Here is a 16,061-nt window from a genome sequence, read left to right as displayed (position 1 = left end):
ATCACCTAACCACCCCAAACCTTTATTTCTGGTAAACAGTGCGAACTGATGACAGGGGCTGGCACGAGTCCTGTAATGCTTATTCTGCCGTTGATTAATAAGTGCGCTTAACTGTTTCCAGATATACACACATTTGGGCGCGATAATTTATTTTTAATCCCGTCCGATGACCAACTCGATACCGTGCAGGATTATTTATCTAACAGTGGAGTAGGTGCAACCTTACTCAAGCGGCGATTGGAAGGCATCAGCAAAATATTCAAAGTGTGCATAATTGATGCCCCACCTCAGCGATCGCAAATTTGTTTAACAGTGATCGGCGCAGCAGATTATTTGATTATTCCCGCAGAGGCATCAGTTAAAGGTTACGGTTCACTCGTGCGGACGCTCGACTTATTGAACGGCTTGCAAGATGTCGGTGCAACGGATGCCCAAGTATTAGGTGTTTTACCGTTCCGCGATCGCTGGTTTGGTAAAACGCAAGCGCAAGAAAGTCGGGCGGCTGTAGATGGTATGCGCGACGAAGTGGGCGCTGAGTTGGTTTTACCTTCAATCCGCGAGTCAGAACGCTATAAACAAGCTATCAACAAACGTACAACCCTCTCGCAGTTGGGATATAACGATTTGGAATATCCATTTGAAATTTTAGTTGAGAAAATTCGTACTTCACTTGGGGCTAAATAAAAATGTCAGATAACGTACTCAACCAACTACGCAATAGACGTAATCGCCCGATAGTTGAACCACGCCAGGATGCACTCGTTTCTAAAGTACAATCCCAAACAGAGAAAAAAAACTCACCACAAGAACCCAGCACAGTTACCGAACCAACCAACCCAACTCCTGCACCAGCAGACACAATCGCCTCACTCCAAGCCGAACTTGAAAAATATCCCGAAACTCGAAGGCATTCAGCGATCGTCTTAGAAAAAGACCTCGACCAAGAATTAACACGATTTTGTAAAGAAAGGGGAATTACAGTTGAGCTATTTCTAGAAGCAGCATGGGCTATTGCTAGTGCCGATAACACGCTTGTTGAAAAAATTACTACAGAAGCCAAGCACCGTTATGACCAACGTAAGCGAGTTGGGCAAATTAAAAGGTTAATTACAATGTTAAGCAACTCTTCCAAAAAGGATAACGTATCGTCCCAGTAAAAAAGAGGAGATTTAAAAATGACAGTCTCTAAAATAACTGACCTAATAATCGCTTATCAAACAGAAATTTTTTCCCCAGAAGGAGATGACATCCACTTAATAGAAGGGCGAGTTTGGGAATTAGATCAAAATCTAGAATTAACCACTGAAGAAATTTTTGAGATTGTGTGTCAAGAATACCACCTGAATCCTGAGTTGATAGAAAAAGAACTAAATTGTAAATGCCCATTTGCATTAGCTGGCTTTTTAAGGGAGTTCAAACCGCTAGAACTTTCCTATTATTTGAAAATCGAATAAATGGTTGAGTTAGATAAACAATAGTCAATTATGTCAACAATTCAACGCTTATCAAACGGATTAAACCTAATTGTTAAGTACGATGAATTAGCCAATGTTGGTATTGGCTCAGATATGAACGAGCCGGGTATCATTTATGTAGAGGATAAGTCTTTGAAAACTTATACCAATATGTCAGAACTTGAACGTCATAATATGAATTCTTGGGGTTGGAAGTGGGATCATGGATTGTGGATAATAAACCTAGACTAAAAGATTATTAGTGACCCTGACAGAGGCAAAAGCAAGCCGGGTGCATTTATCAGGGATAAAACCAAGGTATGGATTACGCCATCTTGTTTAGCTGATTGTAGAGAGAAGTCCCAATTGCTCATATAGTAGGCAGTGCGGATGATACTAAGTGGTATGCACTGTGCGGCAAGTTGCTACTCCATTTCGGCTATACTTTGGCGAAATGCAAAAATCAACTCCTTAACTTTCCCTAACTTATCCTCATCGACTCCTAGAAATTTTACTAATAGAGTGAAAGTGTTCAAGAAAAACCGACTCTTGTCAAAGCCAAAACAAGCAGACCTTTCAGAAAATCTTGAAACAATTATTAGTGAAAACAAGGAGCAATTTATTATGAAAAAATCTACTCTTGTCAAAGCAACAATGGGTACTATCTTATTGTTAACAACAGGTATATTCAGTGTTACCAACGTTAATTCGAGTCAGGCACATTCAGCAAACCAAAAACTCAGGTATGGACAAACATACAAGCTCGTTAATGGTTACGACAATTGGCAAGGAGGTTATTTAGACACGCGGGGAAGAAATTGTTCTGACAATCTGCTGTGTGTTTCTACAGCCAACAACCCCAACAGAGATAACGGTAGTGGGTCTTGGAAGATTCTATCAAAAACTGGCAAAACAGGAGTTGTTGAGTCGCTTGATGACGTTTACTTGCAAAATCAATATGATCAAGGTGCTGGTGGTTACTTAGACACGCGGGGAAGAAACTGTTCTGACAATCTTCTGTGTGTCTCTACAGCCAACAACCCCAACAGAGATAGTGGTAGCGGAACCTGGAAGATAATTTCTAAACACAAATCTTCAGATGACTTACGTGAAGGTCAGCCTGTTCAACTTGTGAATGGTTATGGTAATGGTCAAGGAGGTTATTTAGATACCAGAGGCAGAGGTTGTAATGAAAATTTGTTGTGTGTCTCAACGGCTGCTGGCGCAGATAGAGATAGTGGTAGCGGAACTTGGAAATTTATTAAGCAGTAAATTTTAGCTCAAAAACAGACTATCACTAAAAACTTCAACTATTAGCAGCGTTGCTGAATTTAAGTAGGACTTACCCACTGAAGTCCTGAGATTCAGTAGTATTGCAGGTCGCTATAGATAATCCCTCTTCCAGATTGGTTGAGGGATTTTTGGTGAATATTCCCAATTTTGGAAAAATGTTTTGTTCAGGATTTATATCCAGTAGTGTTGAATTTCTAGGGTGTGGTGATTGCCTTTTGTGAGGAGATTTGGGACAAATGTAGTGAGAAAATAAGCAAAATTTTCTCACTACAATAGAAAGCACATCAAAAACCTAAACTCCAAACCTATGCTAATTATTTTTCCCATTTTGGGAATTTAGAAAGGATTTATAAACCCTCAAAAGCCTCAGAAGCTACAATAGGCAATAGCTTGATGGAGGTTTGTTAAATATTGGTGCTGGTTGCTTCTGCGATCGCTCCTCGTTCAATTTCCTTGGCTGATTTTTAGACTGGAAATCCGACAATAACCATTCTCCCAAACACCTGCTACTTCGTGAACCACACACCTCAATTAAGCAGGGCTTATCATTCACACCCCTAAAAATCCCAATCTCACACCCATTGATAAGTTTGGCAAATATCTATATCTCTATACACCAGTCTGTACAAGGCTTGGAGGTTACTCCTTGTAGTGATAACTTGAGGCGGATTTTAGCACTACAAGCTGAGGGGGTACAAAAAAGCGCTCCCCTTAAACCGCAGCAATTGGTTATCAAGGTAGATGATTGAGATCAATTGTGACATCGTTGTTTACCGATCAGGGAAGGGCGATCACCCCAATTAAAAAACCCTAATTATCGAGAGTAGTGGAGGCACGATTTTTCCCACATTCCGGAAAAGCGATCGCTCTTACGAGGATCGGATTTAATATCACGGTATATCGTGAAGAGAAGAATTCTCTTGATTTTAAGCAGGAATTTAGTCTGTTTTTATCCCCCCCTCAAGAGTAATTATTTAGTTAGCAACGGGAAAGCGATCGCCGAGCTTGGAGTTATCTGCTGATGGCTGTTGTTGACATAAGCGATACTCCAAAAAATAATCTTATGGATTGACGTAAAATGAGATGATTATTCAGTCAAAAACTTTATCTAATAACGTGAGATTGTCATGAATACTTACCCAAAGTTTTTTACTGCTATAGCTAGTATCTTTGTCAGTCTAATAGCGATAGAAGTGAAATCGGTATATGCAGGCACATTTACTTTTACAAAAATCGCCGAAGTTGACAACAAAAACTTTTTTGATGTTGGAGGTGGCCCTATAAATGATAATGGTACAGTAGCTTTTGCTGCCAACACACCTTCAGGTACAGGTATCTTCACTGGTAACAGTGGAGCAATTAGCCCGGTTGTCGCCCCCGATCCACGAAACTCTTTTAACGGTGTAGCAATTAACAACAGTGGTACGGTAGGCTTCGGAAATGCTGCTATTGAAGCTCAAGAAGGTCTTTTTATAAGTAACGGTGAGACAGTTAGAACTGTTGCTACATCAAGCGATGGTTTGTTTACTCTAAATTTATCACCCAATGCATTTAATAACAATAATATATTAGTTTTCAGGCTTTTTAGGAGCTTCGATAGCACTGTAATTGTTACTGGTAGCGGTGGTTCTTTAACCACTGTTGTAGACACTAGTGGGCAATTTAGGTTTTTCAACCAAGATCCGGCAATTAACGACAATAATGTAGTGGCTTTTACAGCTTCGTTAAAAGATGGAACGCAAGGTCTGTTCACAATTCAAAATGGGTTAATTACTACTATTGCTGATGATACTAGTCTTTTCTCTGGTGGATTTTCCGATATTTCCATTAATAACAAAAATGCTGTTGCATTTAAAGCCTCTCTAGACAGTGGGGAAGAAGGAGTTTTTATAGGCAATGGTGAAACAACGACTACTGTTGCTAACACCAGTGGCTCTTTTAGTAGATTTACTAGACCCACAATTAATGACAATAATCAAGTAGCTTTCAATGGAACATTACGAAATGGGGCGGCAAATGCTTCTGTTGATGGTATTTTTACAGGTTCAGACCCGATTGCAGATAAAGTAATTGGCATAGGTGACTCTGTTTTGGATGGTACTGTAACCAATCTTTTTTTTGATGGAGGTCTCAATAATTTCGGACAAATTTCATTCTTTGCTACGATTAGGGATAGTAATAATAATTCGAGAAATGTTGTTTTACGTGCCGATCCAGTCTCGACATCAATTCCTGAATCGACTTCTAAATTAGGTTTACTAGCTCTAGGCACTCTAGGTACAGGTCTAGCCCTTAAAAGGAATCTCAAACAAAAAATAACAACAAAATAAACAGCTTTTGGCTCTCCAAAAAATAAAAGCACTCGTCCGTTGCTTTGATTCGGAGCAATTTAACTTTACTGTGATTTCAAGTAAAAGCTTGCTGAACTTAGAGGCTGAATAGCTGGATGCCTAAGCCAGGAAGTCACCCTCCTGACTCGGCTAAAAAACCCTGCATGAGAAGCTATATAATTGCTTGCCTCCTGGTGAAAATTTCCAGTCGACTGGAAAAATGACTCATTGCTCATGATGCGTTGCTGTTTTAATAGTGTAAAAAACTTGCACTATGTTTAAAGTATTGTCAGACATTATCCAGCACTTGGGGACAACCAGGAGCGCGGCGATCGCCTTTATAATGCAATGGCTAAAGTTCCCGATCGGGATGGGGTGCAAAATTTTGCATTATTGCAGAAGCCATAACCAACTATGGAAATGTAAGAGCGCTAAAATTCCCAACGTTGGGAATTTGTAGAGCGATGAATTATTTGACTAATAACGAAAAATTATTTGTCACCAATCTAAATCCTTCTGCATCGCTAATCCAAGCGATTTCTACAACTTCATGTCAGAAATCCTAAAAATTGGATGTCCTGACAGTAAAGCTTACAGGCATGAAGAACTTAACTTATAAGAAAGTCGCTGCGGTCAAATAATTCGTCGCTCTACAATAAATTAGTGCAAGACCACTTCGCCCAATTGGAGTTTAGAAAACCGTAGCAAGCAAGCCTGTGTAGTACGCTCCCAAGCCATACTCTGAGACAGCTTAACCCCGATGTCTTGAAAAGTGCTTCATTGCATCGTTAATGATTGTAAATGTATTAAATAATGTTATAGTACAGCAATTAACAGCACTTAGTACAGTATTAATAAGTTTAAAAGCATTGCTGACACTGCTTTAACAATTGCAAACTACAGCAATTGTAAATCGCTTCTCAAAAATTAAGGAGCATAGATATGAGTAACATATTGTCTGATTTATCTAATTTTAAAGAACTCGGATTCCAAGAACTCTCTGAGTCAGAATCTCAACTTGTAGTTGGAGGTAATTTATTTGGAAGTATTGTTGGCGCTGTTGCTGGTAGTTATATCGGCTCTAAAGCAGGACTAGCTGGTATTATTGCAGGAGGATTAGTTGGAGGTGCTGTAGGGTCTGTTGCGGAAGACTTCATTAACGGTCTATCCCGCCGGGAGCAAGTCGTAGTCCCAGTAACTGTATCTGTATCTGATGGGGAAACAACAACAACAACAACATCAGTGTCAATACTATCAAGATAATTGTAGAACGACGAATTATTTGACCATAACGAAAAATTATTTGTCACCAATCTAAATCCTTCTGCATCGCTAATCCAGGCGATTTCACAACTTCATATTAGAAATCCTAAAAATTAGATGCCCTAAGAGTCAGGGCAAACGCATCTAAATTACTCTTGATCACAACCAAGGTTAAGAACCAACAACAAAATCAGCATTTCTCGTTTGGTTTAGTTTCCAAGGCTTAAAGCGATCGCTAATTTTGTGTCAATAAGTAGCGATTAATGCGACTAATTTTGAGCTTGTTGAGAATATAATTCTTTTGTTGATATGATGCGGCCACCCTGCCCTAACAGTAAAGCTTACAGGCATGAAGAACTTGACTTATAATTTGTCGCTGCGGTCAAATAATTCGTCGCTCTACAACTGTTTCGGACAAAACTCAGACATTAGCTTAAGAGCGATCGCTCTCATTTAAAAGTTACAGGTTGCCAGACAAACTGTCCAGAATGATTAATAAAACCTTCACTAGCTGCATTAACCTTTACATAAGCTAGTCCATTTCTGAAAGGTGACACGCTGTTAAATTTTGGTTGAATAACTATCAAACCACTTCTATTGATGTAGCCCCATTTGCCTTTAACTTTTACAGATGCTAACCCCTCAGAAAAGAGTTTTGCTTCTTGGATCTTAGGATCAGAGGGAATAGCAATCTTTCCTTCCATATCAATATAGCTACATTGTGATAAACTTTTTGTTTGATTAGCTAACTTTAAGCGTACTGGTATTAATCCTTCTGCAACACCCTTGTCAAGACTGTTAAAATCAGTACCACAAGTCAATTTGAGTTGATTTGTTAGCACCTTGTTGGTTTGATCGATTAATATAATTTCCTCGCTAGTGTTCGAGTTATATTTAATAACTATAGCTCTGTTCATCACAAAGTCAGTTCCAGCCCAATATGAGGATTCAAAGGGAATTTTTAATTTTCCTGAGTGATCGATATACCCTACCAATGCTTGAAGACCTTCTCCAACTTTTACAAATGCCAAGCCATTAGAAAAACTTCTAACACTATCAAACTTAGGCTCAATTGCGATCTCTCCTTTAGTATTAATAAAACCCGATTTGCCTTTAACTACTATAGGAGCTAACCCTTCCTTAAAATCCCCATCAAAGCTCCAATTAGGTTTGGATTCAATTACCACATTCCCTCGTTGATCAATAAAGAAAAATGAGTTTCCTTCTAAATAAACTAATGCTAGTTTTTCTGAAAACGGACGAACATTAGTATATTTAGGAACAATTACAAACTCACCTTTATGATTGATAAAACCCCAACGTTCTCCAACCCTTACAGCTGCCAAGCCATCAGAAAAAGGCTTTGCTTCTAGAAACTGTTGTTTAATAACTACTTGACCTGCTTCATTAATAAAGCCGACACCATCATTGGTTTTAATAATGGAAAACTTCACAGTCTCATCAGAAATCTCAGGAATATATCCACTGACACCACATCCAGATATGAAGATGAGATAAGTGATCGCAAACAAAGTTGCGATTTTGCCTTTTTTCACGTTCATTTCTTTGTTTTTAAATTTCTGCGTGTATTGTAAAGCAAAGGTAATGACTTAATTCTACTTCTTACCCTTGGTTTTGCTTGAAAGCAGCAGCTTGTTTTGAAGTTCATATTTATCGGTATCTTCCCTAACTGGTGACACAAGTTCCGATGCCCTGAGATTTCCTAAATAACTTTCAGTGGTATACCAGCATTACTCATCTGAGTTAAAGCAGTCCTTCTAAAGCTATGACTATTCACCCCAAAAATATCTACTTGCTGACAAGCTCCTCTCAAAATCCTAGCGGCTGAGTCTTCGCTGATGTGTCCATCACTGCGACCGGGAAACAGATAATCATTTCCTGCCAGTGGGTAGTATTCAACCAATAGCCGCCGTAAATTTTCAATCACTGGTATAGCTCTGGTTGCGCTTTAGTGTTTGACTTTCTGATGACAAACTGCGGTCTAACGTTACCCTTGGGTGTGTAAATGTCTTGAGTTTGTAGCGTACAGCATTCACGGATTCTACAAGCACTAAACAGGCATACGGCGAACAAGGTGCGATCAGCCTTGCTACACCATTAGCACCATCTACAGAAAGCGTAAGAAGTGATTTATCTCTATACCAATCCGAAATAAGGAACAATGAAGTAAGCAGTATTTTGAAAAAAAAATGATTCTCGCAACTACACAAGGCAATGATTTCGCTTTTCCCTTACACTCAGAAACCTCAATAAATCAAGGTGGGTTAACAAAAAGAGAGTATTTCGCATCCCAGATAGTCGCTGGATTATTAAGCAACCCAAACGGAAGGTCAAATGATATAGCAGAAGATGCTGTAAATCTCGCAGATAGTCTTATAAAGGAATTAAATAAACAGCCCCCAACTATGCCTAGTTAACCCTTCCCAACTCGTTACAACCCTCCCAAATCCGTTACAACTTTTTACAACCGCAAGCCCTATTATTTAGCTTATAGAAGTGATTTAGCAGAGCTTTTAGGTTAGTCAGTGCGATCGCCCTTTGTTTTGTCTCTGATAGTGGGATCGCACTTTTGGGCTAATCTGGGGTCGAATGCTTTACAGTAAAAGTTTTTGGTGTGATGTCGAGATAAATCCATTTCCCGAGATTCCCGCCCACAACCAACAACGTTTTTGACACTGCGATATTGAAAACGGCTCATCAAGTCCTAGCGTGTAGCTTTCAGAATCACTGCTCAGAGAGAAGGTGTGTGTTCCGGTTCTGGGTCTGGTAACTCTGGTAATTCAATCCCTCGGAAGAGCAATGCTTCAACTATCTGAGATACAGATTTATTTCCCAGATTTTTCAGCGTTCGCAAGCCTGTGACACTATATTTCTTTAAATCTTCTATTGTATTAACTTGTGCATCGAGAAGTGCCGTATAAGTATTTCTTTTCAGATTCAATGACTCAATACTATTTTCATCAACAACACTTACAGGTGTATTATCCCCATTTATTTCCTCTACGGGATGTACATTACTGTTAGCAACTTCTACAAGCTGATTATCCGGCGAGATTGTGTCGGAGCTTTCAGGGAAGCTAATTTTATCAACACTGTCTACATTGGCATCAACAACGCCATTCGGCTTATTGTCCTCAAGTATTTCTAGAACTCTATCTATTTTTGCTAATTGCTCATAAACAGTATTTACACTCACATTCAGTTCTATACCAGCATCAACAGAGGCTAACCAGTCATTTTTGATTAGGTTGGATAACTCTGACTTTATATGGTTAGGCTTCAATCTGCCTTCTGTAATTAACTTTTCGACAACAGAATGTGGCACACGGAAGCTTACAATAGGCTCCTGATCGTAGTCATCCATATAAAAATCTTCTAACGCGAAAATTGAAACTTAATTTTTTAAATTAATATCTACATTACCTGACTTATTCATCCTGCTCACGAAATAGATAAATCTCTCTCCTACGAAAGAGTAATATTCATCCAATAACTGCCCAGAACTTAAATCATTTTCACTAACGAAGACTATTAGCATCAATTTCTAGGTTTTTATCAATTGCTATCTCTACACCATTATTAGCCACAGGTGACATCACTGTGACAAAAAACCAACTGACTGAGGCAATACGAGCCAAGGAATTAGCAACGGTGTAATGGTCATGGGGTATCGATACTACTAATACCCATAACACTTATTACATGAGATAGCGATCGCCCTTTCCCCCATATTCCTCTTCATTTCAGTGGTAAAAACTGTGGCATCTTTGGAAGTGCGTAGCTTGCCGCCGAAGGCATCGCCCCTCTCTTCATTGCCTATTCCCTAAAACCAGAGGACTACTTACAAGCAGTGGCGTTGCTCTGTAATGATTGTGGTAAGAACTGGATTGATGGGTTTACATTATCGTTTTAATACAATTAAACTTTTAATACCTCTTTGTTTTCTGGTGTCATAAATATTTATTCAAAACTTCCTGTTATGGTTATTACACTAAATTCAGGATAATAGTATCTAACAGTTTTTACCCTACCGTTTGGGACTTTGGTCTTCTCAATAATTTCTCCTAATTCGTTATTAAAAAAACCTCTTAGCCACCCGGTAGGGGTGTATTGGTCACAGCTATGGATTCAACGGAGCCACTATGTTAAAAGTGGCGTCTTTTAGAAATAAAGGATCACTGTCGAAGCGGTCAATATATAGCTTGCCGTATTTGTGTCGTATATAGTAAGTGGGAAAATTATATGATTCAAAGGAAAGTGAATTGCTTGAATTTGCTAGTCCTGGTTTAAAGCAAAATGTCGCATCATTTCTAAACAAGTCACTGCTGTCATTAATATTTAATACAATTTGACCAAATGAATGCCTTAAGAACAAACCTGGAAAATTTGATGATTCAAATGAAGCACAGTTAGCAGATGCTAATCCAGGCTTTTGTATAAATGTTGCGTCTGCTCTGTCTAGAACACTTGAAATGTCGCTTATCTCGCCAATTCCATTTTTATGACGAATGTATTGGTTAGGGTAATTGTATGATTTTATAGAAATTCGCTGTGCAATTGCAGGAGTGATTGACGCATAAATAGATATAGGGAGCGCTGATAGGATCATTGCTAGTGCAGAAAAAGCTTTTTTCATGGTTACAATCCTTTGGATGCTTTTTGCAATGGTTTATTCATCCATATTATTTAGTACGATGCATTTTCTGACTTATGCACTTAGTAGAAACATATCCCCACACACTTCTTATTCGTCACAATTTATAACACTGTGACAAGGTAGCTGCTACAGGTATTTTGCGTAGCTACCTCAATATTTATGACGGCATCGAGGCAAAAGCTCGTACAGTAAAGCATTTAGCACCAAGCCGCAGAAGCGATCGCTTGGCTGTGACTAACCAAGCTTTGAGAGATTTATCAGGCTGTAACGTCATCGCACTCACGAGAAGGTATCTTCTATCAACTCAAGAATGGGTGTAACTGGTGTGATTTACCCTGCATATTTACCGCCCTACTCTACTGCCGAGGCAAGGTCGGATCAAGTTATCCGGAAACTTCTCAACGTCTCCCCTCTATCAGGTTTCTGCGATGCGATCTGCTTTGCAGCAACGCTTCGTGATCGCTTTGAGCCCCTACTCATCCCTACTCAATCTTCCAATTAGGCGTATAACCAGAAGTAACTTAGCTATACATTTGCAAGACCGATGCAGAAATACGTCCTGAGAGTTTTGCGATCGCCCATAGCGCTCTTGTAAAATCATTTTCAATTGTTGAGAATTCGCAAGAGAAAAAAGTTTATGGCAGATATGTCCGGTCAAGACCCCTCGGAAATCCCAGTGGCAACGGTTGATGAAGAACGAAAAGGCGCAACTTTCAGCGGTACGGTCATCCTTGGTATAGATCCTGAGGGTGGGGCAGTCGTTTTCTTTAGAGACTTTTTAATTGAAGATTATAAAGGCGAACTTACCGCAAATCTTGCAACAGATGGCAATATAAAGAAAAGCATTGATTTAGGCGAACTCGATCATAAAAGCCCCAGTTTTAGGCTGCCAATTCCGCTCTTAACGGATACATTACCCTACAATACAGTCGTGTTGAGCGACAAAAAAAGCAAGAAAAAAATCCTGACGATCAATCTATAAAATTTGTAACTTAGCTCGTAGTTCAGCCAAATTCGATTGCCCTCCTGTATAGATATCAAATGGGTTCTATAGAAGTGATTTAGCAGAGCTTTTAGGTTAGGAGTGCGATCGCCCTTTGTTTTGTCTTTGATAGTGCGATCGCATTTGTGGATGAATCAGTTCGATGGGTTTCTTTTTGCCCAGAGGAGTACCCACAAGCAGTTTACTTCACCTGCTCACGTCTGGTATTGCGGTACGCAGAGACTTCACCTGTAAAAGGAGTGGTAAAGCCTGTAATGGAGCCAGTAAATGTCTCTTGAAAGGAGTCCTCTTTAGAGTCGGACTTGTATGTTGTCCCCCCGCTGAAGTATTGCGTTACTTTGCCACTACTCGAGTAGCGGTTGCCGTCATTTGTATACGTGCCGGAAAGATCCACCGTGACTGGCCCGGCGTTCCAGTTTTCGTTAGAACATGAAGGATCTGAAGGATTGAGCGTGGCTTTGACAGTCGTGTTCCCGTTGATCGGATTAATGGAAACAATGCCCGCGTATGCGGTTCCAGAGCAAGAGATAGAACTATAACTATAATCAGAAGAGTAGATAGAAACATTAATGTAACCCTGCGACACGCCGTTCAAGTCATCGTAAGAATTCGCATTGAGACACGACGTAGGCGTATTATTATGATTTGTGCATCCACTGGCATAATCGGCAGTACTCTTGAATTTCGTGTTAACTGTCCCCTGACCCGCCTGGAAGGGGGAGGCGGCGAACGCCAACGGCGACGTGATCAGAGTAGCAGCTATCACATACACTAACAAGCTGCAAATTTCCTTGCTTTTTCCTTTCAAAGTATTTGTGATTTTCATCGATTTTACTTCCTGTAGATATTTTGTTGATAGTGATTAGCTCTTGTTGGAGGCTTATATTATAGCTATGTATAAAATTTTAATTTAGATAAAAAATCATTCAGAATTTCAAAGTTTACAAAGCCTTCAGAGATGTTCACGTCTGTCGTCCCAGGTGTGACGAGAAAGCATTCAATAGATATAGGAATTTGTAGCGGAACTAATGCAAACCGATTCTAGGAGATATGAGATGAAATATATTCGCAGTGGGTAAAATTACCATTCTCAGTACTGGGAAAAAATTCACAAGAGATTTTGTGCAACCACTCGATAGCGCTGCTGAATCAAAGGTGCAAACCCTGTTTCAAATGAATAGCCATTCGATTCTAAATCTTCGAGCTTTCCAGCTAATTCAATGCGGCGATCACAGTACAATAAATGGGGTAGATGGATTTGGTAAGTTAAATCAAACTCTTCACTATTGAGCTGATTCCAGGCGTGTTGTATCCACTCCTCGCCGTTAAATACCCAGCCTTCCACATATTCAATTTCAGGGTAAATGTCAGCCACGAGCAGGGCATTGTAATAGCATTGGCCAATGTGAATGTGGGGAATTATATCTCTGAAGGTTAAGGGAAGTTCAGAGGTCTTTTTCATCGTTATGCTATATCTCCCCGTATACGATAACCTTGCCCACAGCAGTTCATGTAGGTGCAACTGATTGGCTCGTTCGCCAAAATTATAGCAAGTTGGCAACTGCTGGCGGTGGTAAGTAATGCCAAGTATTTGTTCACTAATGGATACTGGTAGCTACTTACCAGTTAATCCTATGTAAATAACTGAACATTATTACAATTAAGGCATTTACGTGCCCGTAGCTTTTCACCTCCTCCCCATCCAGCCTGATCAGCACGAAAATATACCCAGAGATTTGCTGATTCTCCAACAGTACGACCCCAAGTAAAATTCTGTGAATCGCAGATCGGACATAGCGTTTCTTGTGATGTGTAACTTTTTTGATTTGGTTGGTTGTTCATGAGCCTTCACTCTTGATTTAAAGTAAAGTAAATTGCTTTGCTCCGGTATGATCTAACTACACTTCGGGTTTGGACAATTCCAATCAAGGAATTTACAACTGGTAGATCAGATGGTATTCATTGGTCACAAGTTAAGGTTGTGAACCCGGATTTCTCACAAAGCTTGAAGAAATAGGGGTCAAAAACTGCCAAAATGTATATTGCAAAGCAATTCCAGGAGTTTGAAGTATAGCCCTTAGTTTAGATCAAAGTGCTGTAGTCCAAAGAGCCATCTGCAAAGATAAAATTCTCAAAACCTGTTGTGGAGAGTGTAATAACATTTTTATTGTTATTGAAGCTGATGTTAGCTGGGTTTAGGGCATTGCCTGAAATTACACCAGAAAAAGTGAGTTCAGAGCGATTGAAAGCACTGAGGTCTAAGGTATCAAAACCTTTTCCACCATCCACAGTTCCAGTACCAAACCCTTTGAAGTAGTCATTTCCAGTGCCTAGATCAATACCGATACCGCCACCAATAGTAACTTTTTGCTGAACTTTATTGATGGTACTGGTGGCTCTGATTTTGTCATTGCCATCACCAGTTTTAATCATTCCTTTTCCATAAATGCCATAAGCAACACCACCAATTGTTGCTGTAGCCTGTCCGGTAAGGATGTCACAACCATTCCCAGCATCAATTACTCCATCGTTGGAGATGCCTATGACGATGAGGTTGGAGGCTAAACCTTTGCCAGAACCAGTAATAGTGTCGTTACCCTGCCCTGTGGTGATGATGGCACCTTTCATGTTCTGGATGCCAATTCCATCGCCAGTTCCATTACTGCTGGGGCCGCCAGTACCTGTGCCAGTGCCTATGATCGTGTCTTCTCCGTCTCCGGTATCCAGTTTCTTACTGTTAATGATGCCAGTCCCTACACCGCCAGTGCCGGGTACAACCCCATCAGCGGGAATGCCGGCAATACCGATGCCTGCGATCGTGTCTTTTCCGTCTCCGGTATCCAGTTGCCCAGTGTTGCTGATGCCAGTCCCATATCCACCGCTGCTGCCATAGCGACTGCCACCACCAGTGCTGCCCTGACCAGTGCTAGTGATCGTGTCATTGCCCAACCCAGTATTCAGTTTGCCAGTGTTGCTGATGCCAGTCCCAAATCCACCGCCGCCGCCAAAGGGAAAGTAACCGCCGCCGTTGCCGCCGTTGCCGCCAGTGCCATTGCTGATGATAGTATCGTTTCCCAACCCAGTATTCAGTTTGCCACTGTTACTGATGCCAGTCCCTGCACCGCCACCGCCGCCATTAGTGCCAGAATAAACAGTAGGCTCACCCGTGCCGTTGCCTCCAAGACCCCCAATACCGTTGCTAATGATAGCGTCGTCGCCCGACCCAGCATTCAGATTGCCATTATTGCTGATGCCGATTCCAGCACCGCCTTCGCTGCCATTCTTACCGATAGCACCATCAGCCCCTTTACCGCCAGTGCCGTTGCCTTTAATGGTGTTCTTTCCTGAGCCTGTAAAAATGAAACCTCCAGTTAAAATATCAATCCCAATTCCTGGAAATTTATTTAAATCTTCCCCTACTATTGTGTCGTTACTAGCAGTGCCTGTGAAATTGGGTGGAACCGTAAATCTAGGCATAATTAAAATCCTCTAAATTCAGATTAGTATGGTCAGTTGGTAGAGTTAATGGAAGCTATTATGCTGTAGAGCGACGAATTATTTGACTATAACGAAAAATTATTTGTCACCAAGGGACTTCCAGAAAATAAAATATACGGATGCGATCAAAGAGATGTAAAGGAATAGAAGCAGAATGAGGAGCAGTGGACTGGAACGGTTCATCTACATCTATATGCGCGTCTAGATTAGTTTTGGTTTTAAAGTTAAAAGGAGGTTTAAAAGTTTTAACTAATGCGTTTTCAACAGGTGAGAGGATGGAGGAATCGGAGGCAGTGAGGAATTCGAGGCGATAATCAGCATTAGCATAAGCATTGCGAAGGTGGTAGGGAGGATTCCAGTTTTGGGGGATACCACGATCAATGTAGAGTATTTGATTATCAGTAGCGATGGCAAGTAAGAGAGATATAGATGAATTAGGGGATGGGTTAACTGATGGAGCGATCGTGGAAGCGGGAGTGGAGGCAGGATTAGAGGAAAGCTTAGTTGGTATTGATGAAATAGCGATCGCAGTAGAATTGACT

Annotated in this window: 19 protein-coding genes; 8 read left to right on the top strand and 11 right to left on the bottom strand. The window is 40.5% G+C overall.

Going from position 1 to position 16,061, the window contains the following annotated elements:
• Window positions 1-111: 111 nt before the first annotated feature.
• The 7 genes from RMY00_RS33445 to RMY00_RS33415 all read left to right on the top strand — a co-directional run bounded on the left by RMY00_RS33445 (window position 112) and on the right by RMY00_RS33415 (window position 6,340).
• Complete coding sequence (locus RMY00_RS33445; RefSeq protein ID WP_322651709.1) at window positions 112-684, top strand: ParA family protein; 573 nt, start codon at window positions 112-114, stop codon at window positions 682-684.
• 2 nt (window positions 685-686) lie between these two features.
• Window positions 687-1,157: a hypothetical protein gene (locus RMY00_RS33440; protein ID WP_322651662.1), complete on the top strand. Its 471-nt coding sequence runs from the start codon at window positions 687-689 to the stop codon at window positions 1,155-1,157.
• An 18-nt stretch (window positions 1,158-1,175) separates the two neighbouring features.
• Window positions 1,176-1,454, top strand: a complete 279-nt coding sequence (locus RMY00_RS33435) for a hypothetical protein (protein ID WP_322651661.1) — start codon at window positions 1,176-1,178, stop codon at window positions 1,452-1,454.
• A gap of 30 nt (window positions 1,455-1,484) precedes the next feature.
• Window positions 1,485-1,706 carry a hypothetical protein gene (locus RMY00_RS33430; protein ID WP_322651660.1) on the top strand — a complete coding sequence of 74 codons (222 nt, stop codon included), beginning with the start codon at window positions 1,485-1,487 and terminating at the stop codon, window positions 1,704-1,706.
• Window positions 1,707-2,078: 372 nt separating this feature from the next.
• Window positions 2,079-2,726 carry a hypothetical protein gene (locus RMY00_RS33425; protein ID WP_322651659.1) on the top strand — a complete coding sequence of 216 codons (648 nt, stop codon included), beginning with the start codon at window positions 2,079-2,081 and terminating at the stop codon, window positions 2,724-2,726.
• Between the two features lie 1,148 nt (window positions 2,727-3,874).
• Window positions 3,875-5,077 carry a choice-of-anchor tandem repeat NxxGxxAF-containing protein gene (locus tag RMY00_RS33420; RefSeq protein WP_322651658.1) on the top strand — a complete coding sequence of 401 codons (1,203 nt, stop codon included), beginning with the start codon at window positions 3,875-3,877 and terminating at the stop codon, window positions 5,075-5,077.
• Between the two features lie 942 nt (window positions 5,078-6,019).
• Entirely contained in the window at window positions 6,020-6,340 is a 321-nt protein-coding gene (locus RMY00_RS33415; RefSeq protein WP_322651657.1) for a hypothetical protein, read from the top strand.
• 449 nt (window positions 6,341-6,789) lie between these two features.
• Here the strand turns inward: RMY00_RS33415 and RMY00_RS33410 are convergent, their stop codons facing one another.
• The 6 genes from RMY00_RS33410 to RMY00_RS33385 form a co-directional block, all read right to left on the bottom strand.
• Window positions 6,790-7,902 carry a WG repeat-containing protein gene (locus tag RMY00_RS33410; RefSeq protein ID WP_322651656.1) on the bottom strand — a complete coding sequence of 371 codons (1,113 nt, stop codon included), beginning with the start codon at window positions 7,900-7,902 and terminating at the stop codon, window positions 6,790-6,792.
• A gap of 161 nt (window positions 7,903-8,063) precedes the next feature.
• Window positions 8,064-8,288 (bottom strand): tyrosine-type recombinase/integrase, encoded by a 225-nt coding sequence (locus RMY00_RS33405; protein ID WP_322651655.1) that lies wholly within the window; start codon window positions 8,286-8,288, stop codon window positions 8,064-8,066.
• Between the two features lie 591 nt (window positions 8,289-8,879).
• Entirely contained in the window at window positions 8,880-9,059 is a 180-nt protein-coding gene (locus RMY00_RS33400) for a hypothetical protein (protein ID WP_322651654.1), read from the bottom strand.
• Window positions 9,060-9,092: 33 nt separating this feature from the next.
• A complete protein-coding gene (locus RMY00_RS33395) occupies window positions 9,093-9,725 on the bottom strand; it encodes a DNA-directed RNA polymerase subunit alpha C-terminal domain-containing protein (protein ID WP_322651653.1) in 633 nt (210 codons plus the stop codon).
• 154 nt (window positions 9,726-9,879) lie between these two features.
• On the bottom strand, window positions 9,880-10,056 hold the full coding sequence (locus RMY00_RS33390; RefSeq protein WP_322651652.1) for a hypothetical protein: 177 nt from the start codon (window positions 10,054-10,056) through the stop codon (window positions 9,880-9,882).
• A gap of 425 nt (window positions 10,057-10,481) precedes the next feature.
• Window positions 10,482-10,997 (bottom strand): AbfB domain-containing protein, encoded by a 516-nt coding sequence (locus RMY00_RS33385; RefSeq protein ID WP_322651651.1) that lies wholly within the window; start codon window positions 10,995-10,997, stop codon window positions 10,482-10,484.
• A gap of 658 nt (window positions 10,998-11,655) precedes the next feature.
• Here RMY00_RS33385 and RMY00_RS33380 point away from each other — a divergent pair.
• On the top strand, window positions 11,656-12,000 hold the full coding sequence (locus RMY00_RS33380; RefSeq protein ID WP_322648959.1) for a hypothetical protein: 345 nt from the start codon (window positions 11,656-11,658) through the stop codon (window positions 11,998-12,000).
• 202 nt (window positions 12,001-12,202) lie between these two features.
• Here the strand turns inward: RMY00_RS33380 and RMY00_RS33375 are convergent, their stop codons facing one another.
• The 5 genes from RMY00_RS33375 to RMY00_RS33355 all read right to left on the bottom strand — a co-directional run.
• On the bottom strand, window positions 12,203-12,847 hold the full coding sequence (locus RMY00_RS33375) for a hypothetical protein (protein ID WP_322651650.1): 645 nt from the start codon (window positions 12,845-12,847) through the stop codon (window positions 12,203-12,205).
• Window positions 12,848-13,129: 282 nt separating this feature from the next.
• Window positions 13,130-13,483 carry a hypothetical protein gene (locus RMY00_RS33370; RefSeq protein ID WP_322651649.1) on the bottom strand — a complete coding sequence of 118 codons (354 nt, stop codon included), beginning with the start codon at window positions 13,481-13,483 and terminating at the stop codon, window positions 13,130-13,132.
• A 170-nt stretch (window positions 13,484-13,653) separates the two neighbouring features.
• Window positions 13,654-13,863, bottom strand: coding sequence for a hypothetical protein (locus tag RMY00_RS33365; RefSeq protein ID WP_322651648.1), 210 nt, complete (start codon window positions 13,861-13,863; stop codon window positions 13,654-13,656).
• Between the two features lie 240 nt (window positions 13,864-14,103).
• Entirely contained in the window at window positions 14,104-15,498 is a 1,395-nt protein-coding gene (locus RMY00_RS33360) for a hypothetical protein (RefSeq protein WP_322651647.1), read from the bottom strand.
• Between the two features lie 106 nt (window positions 15,499-15,604).
• The coding region (locus tag RMY00_RS33355) for a hypothetical protein (protein ID WP_322651646.1) at window positions 15,605-16,061 on the bottom strand (457 nt) is incomplete at its 5' end.

Origin of the sequence: Nostoc sp. ChiVER01 (genome assembly GCF_034531155.1) — a bacterium.
Taxonomy (GTDB): Bacteria; Cyanobacteriota; Cyanobacteriia; order Cyanobacteriales; family Nostocaceae; genus Nostoc.
Note: the sequence above shows the minus strand (reverse complement) of the source record. Positions and strands in the feature narration are given on the sequence as shown.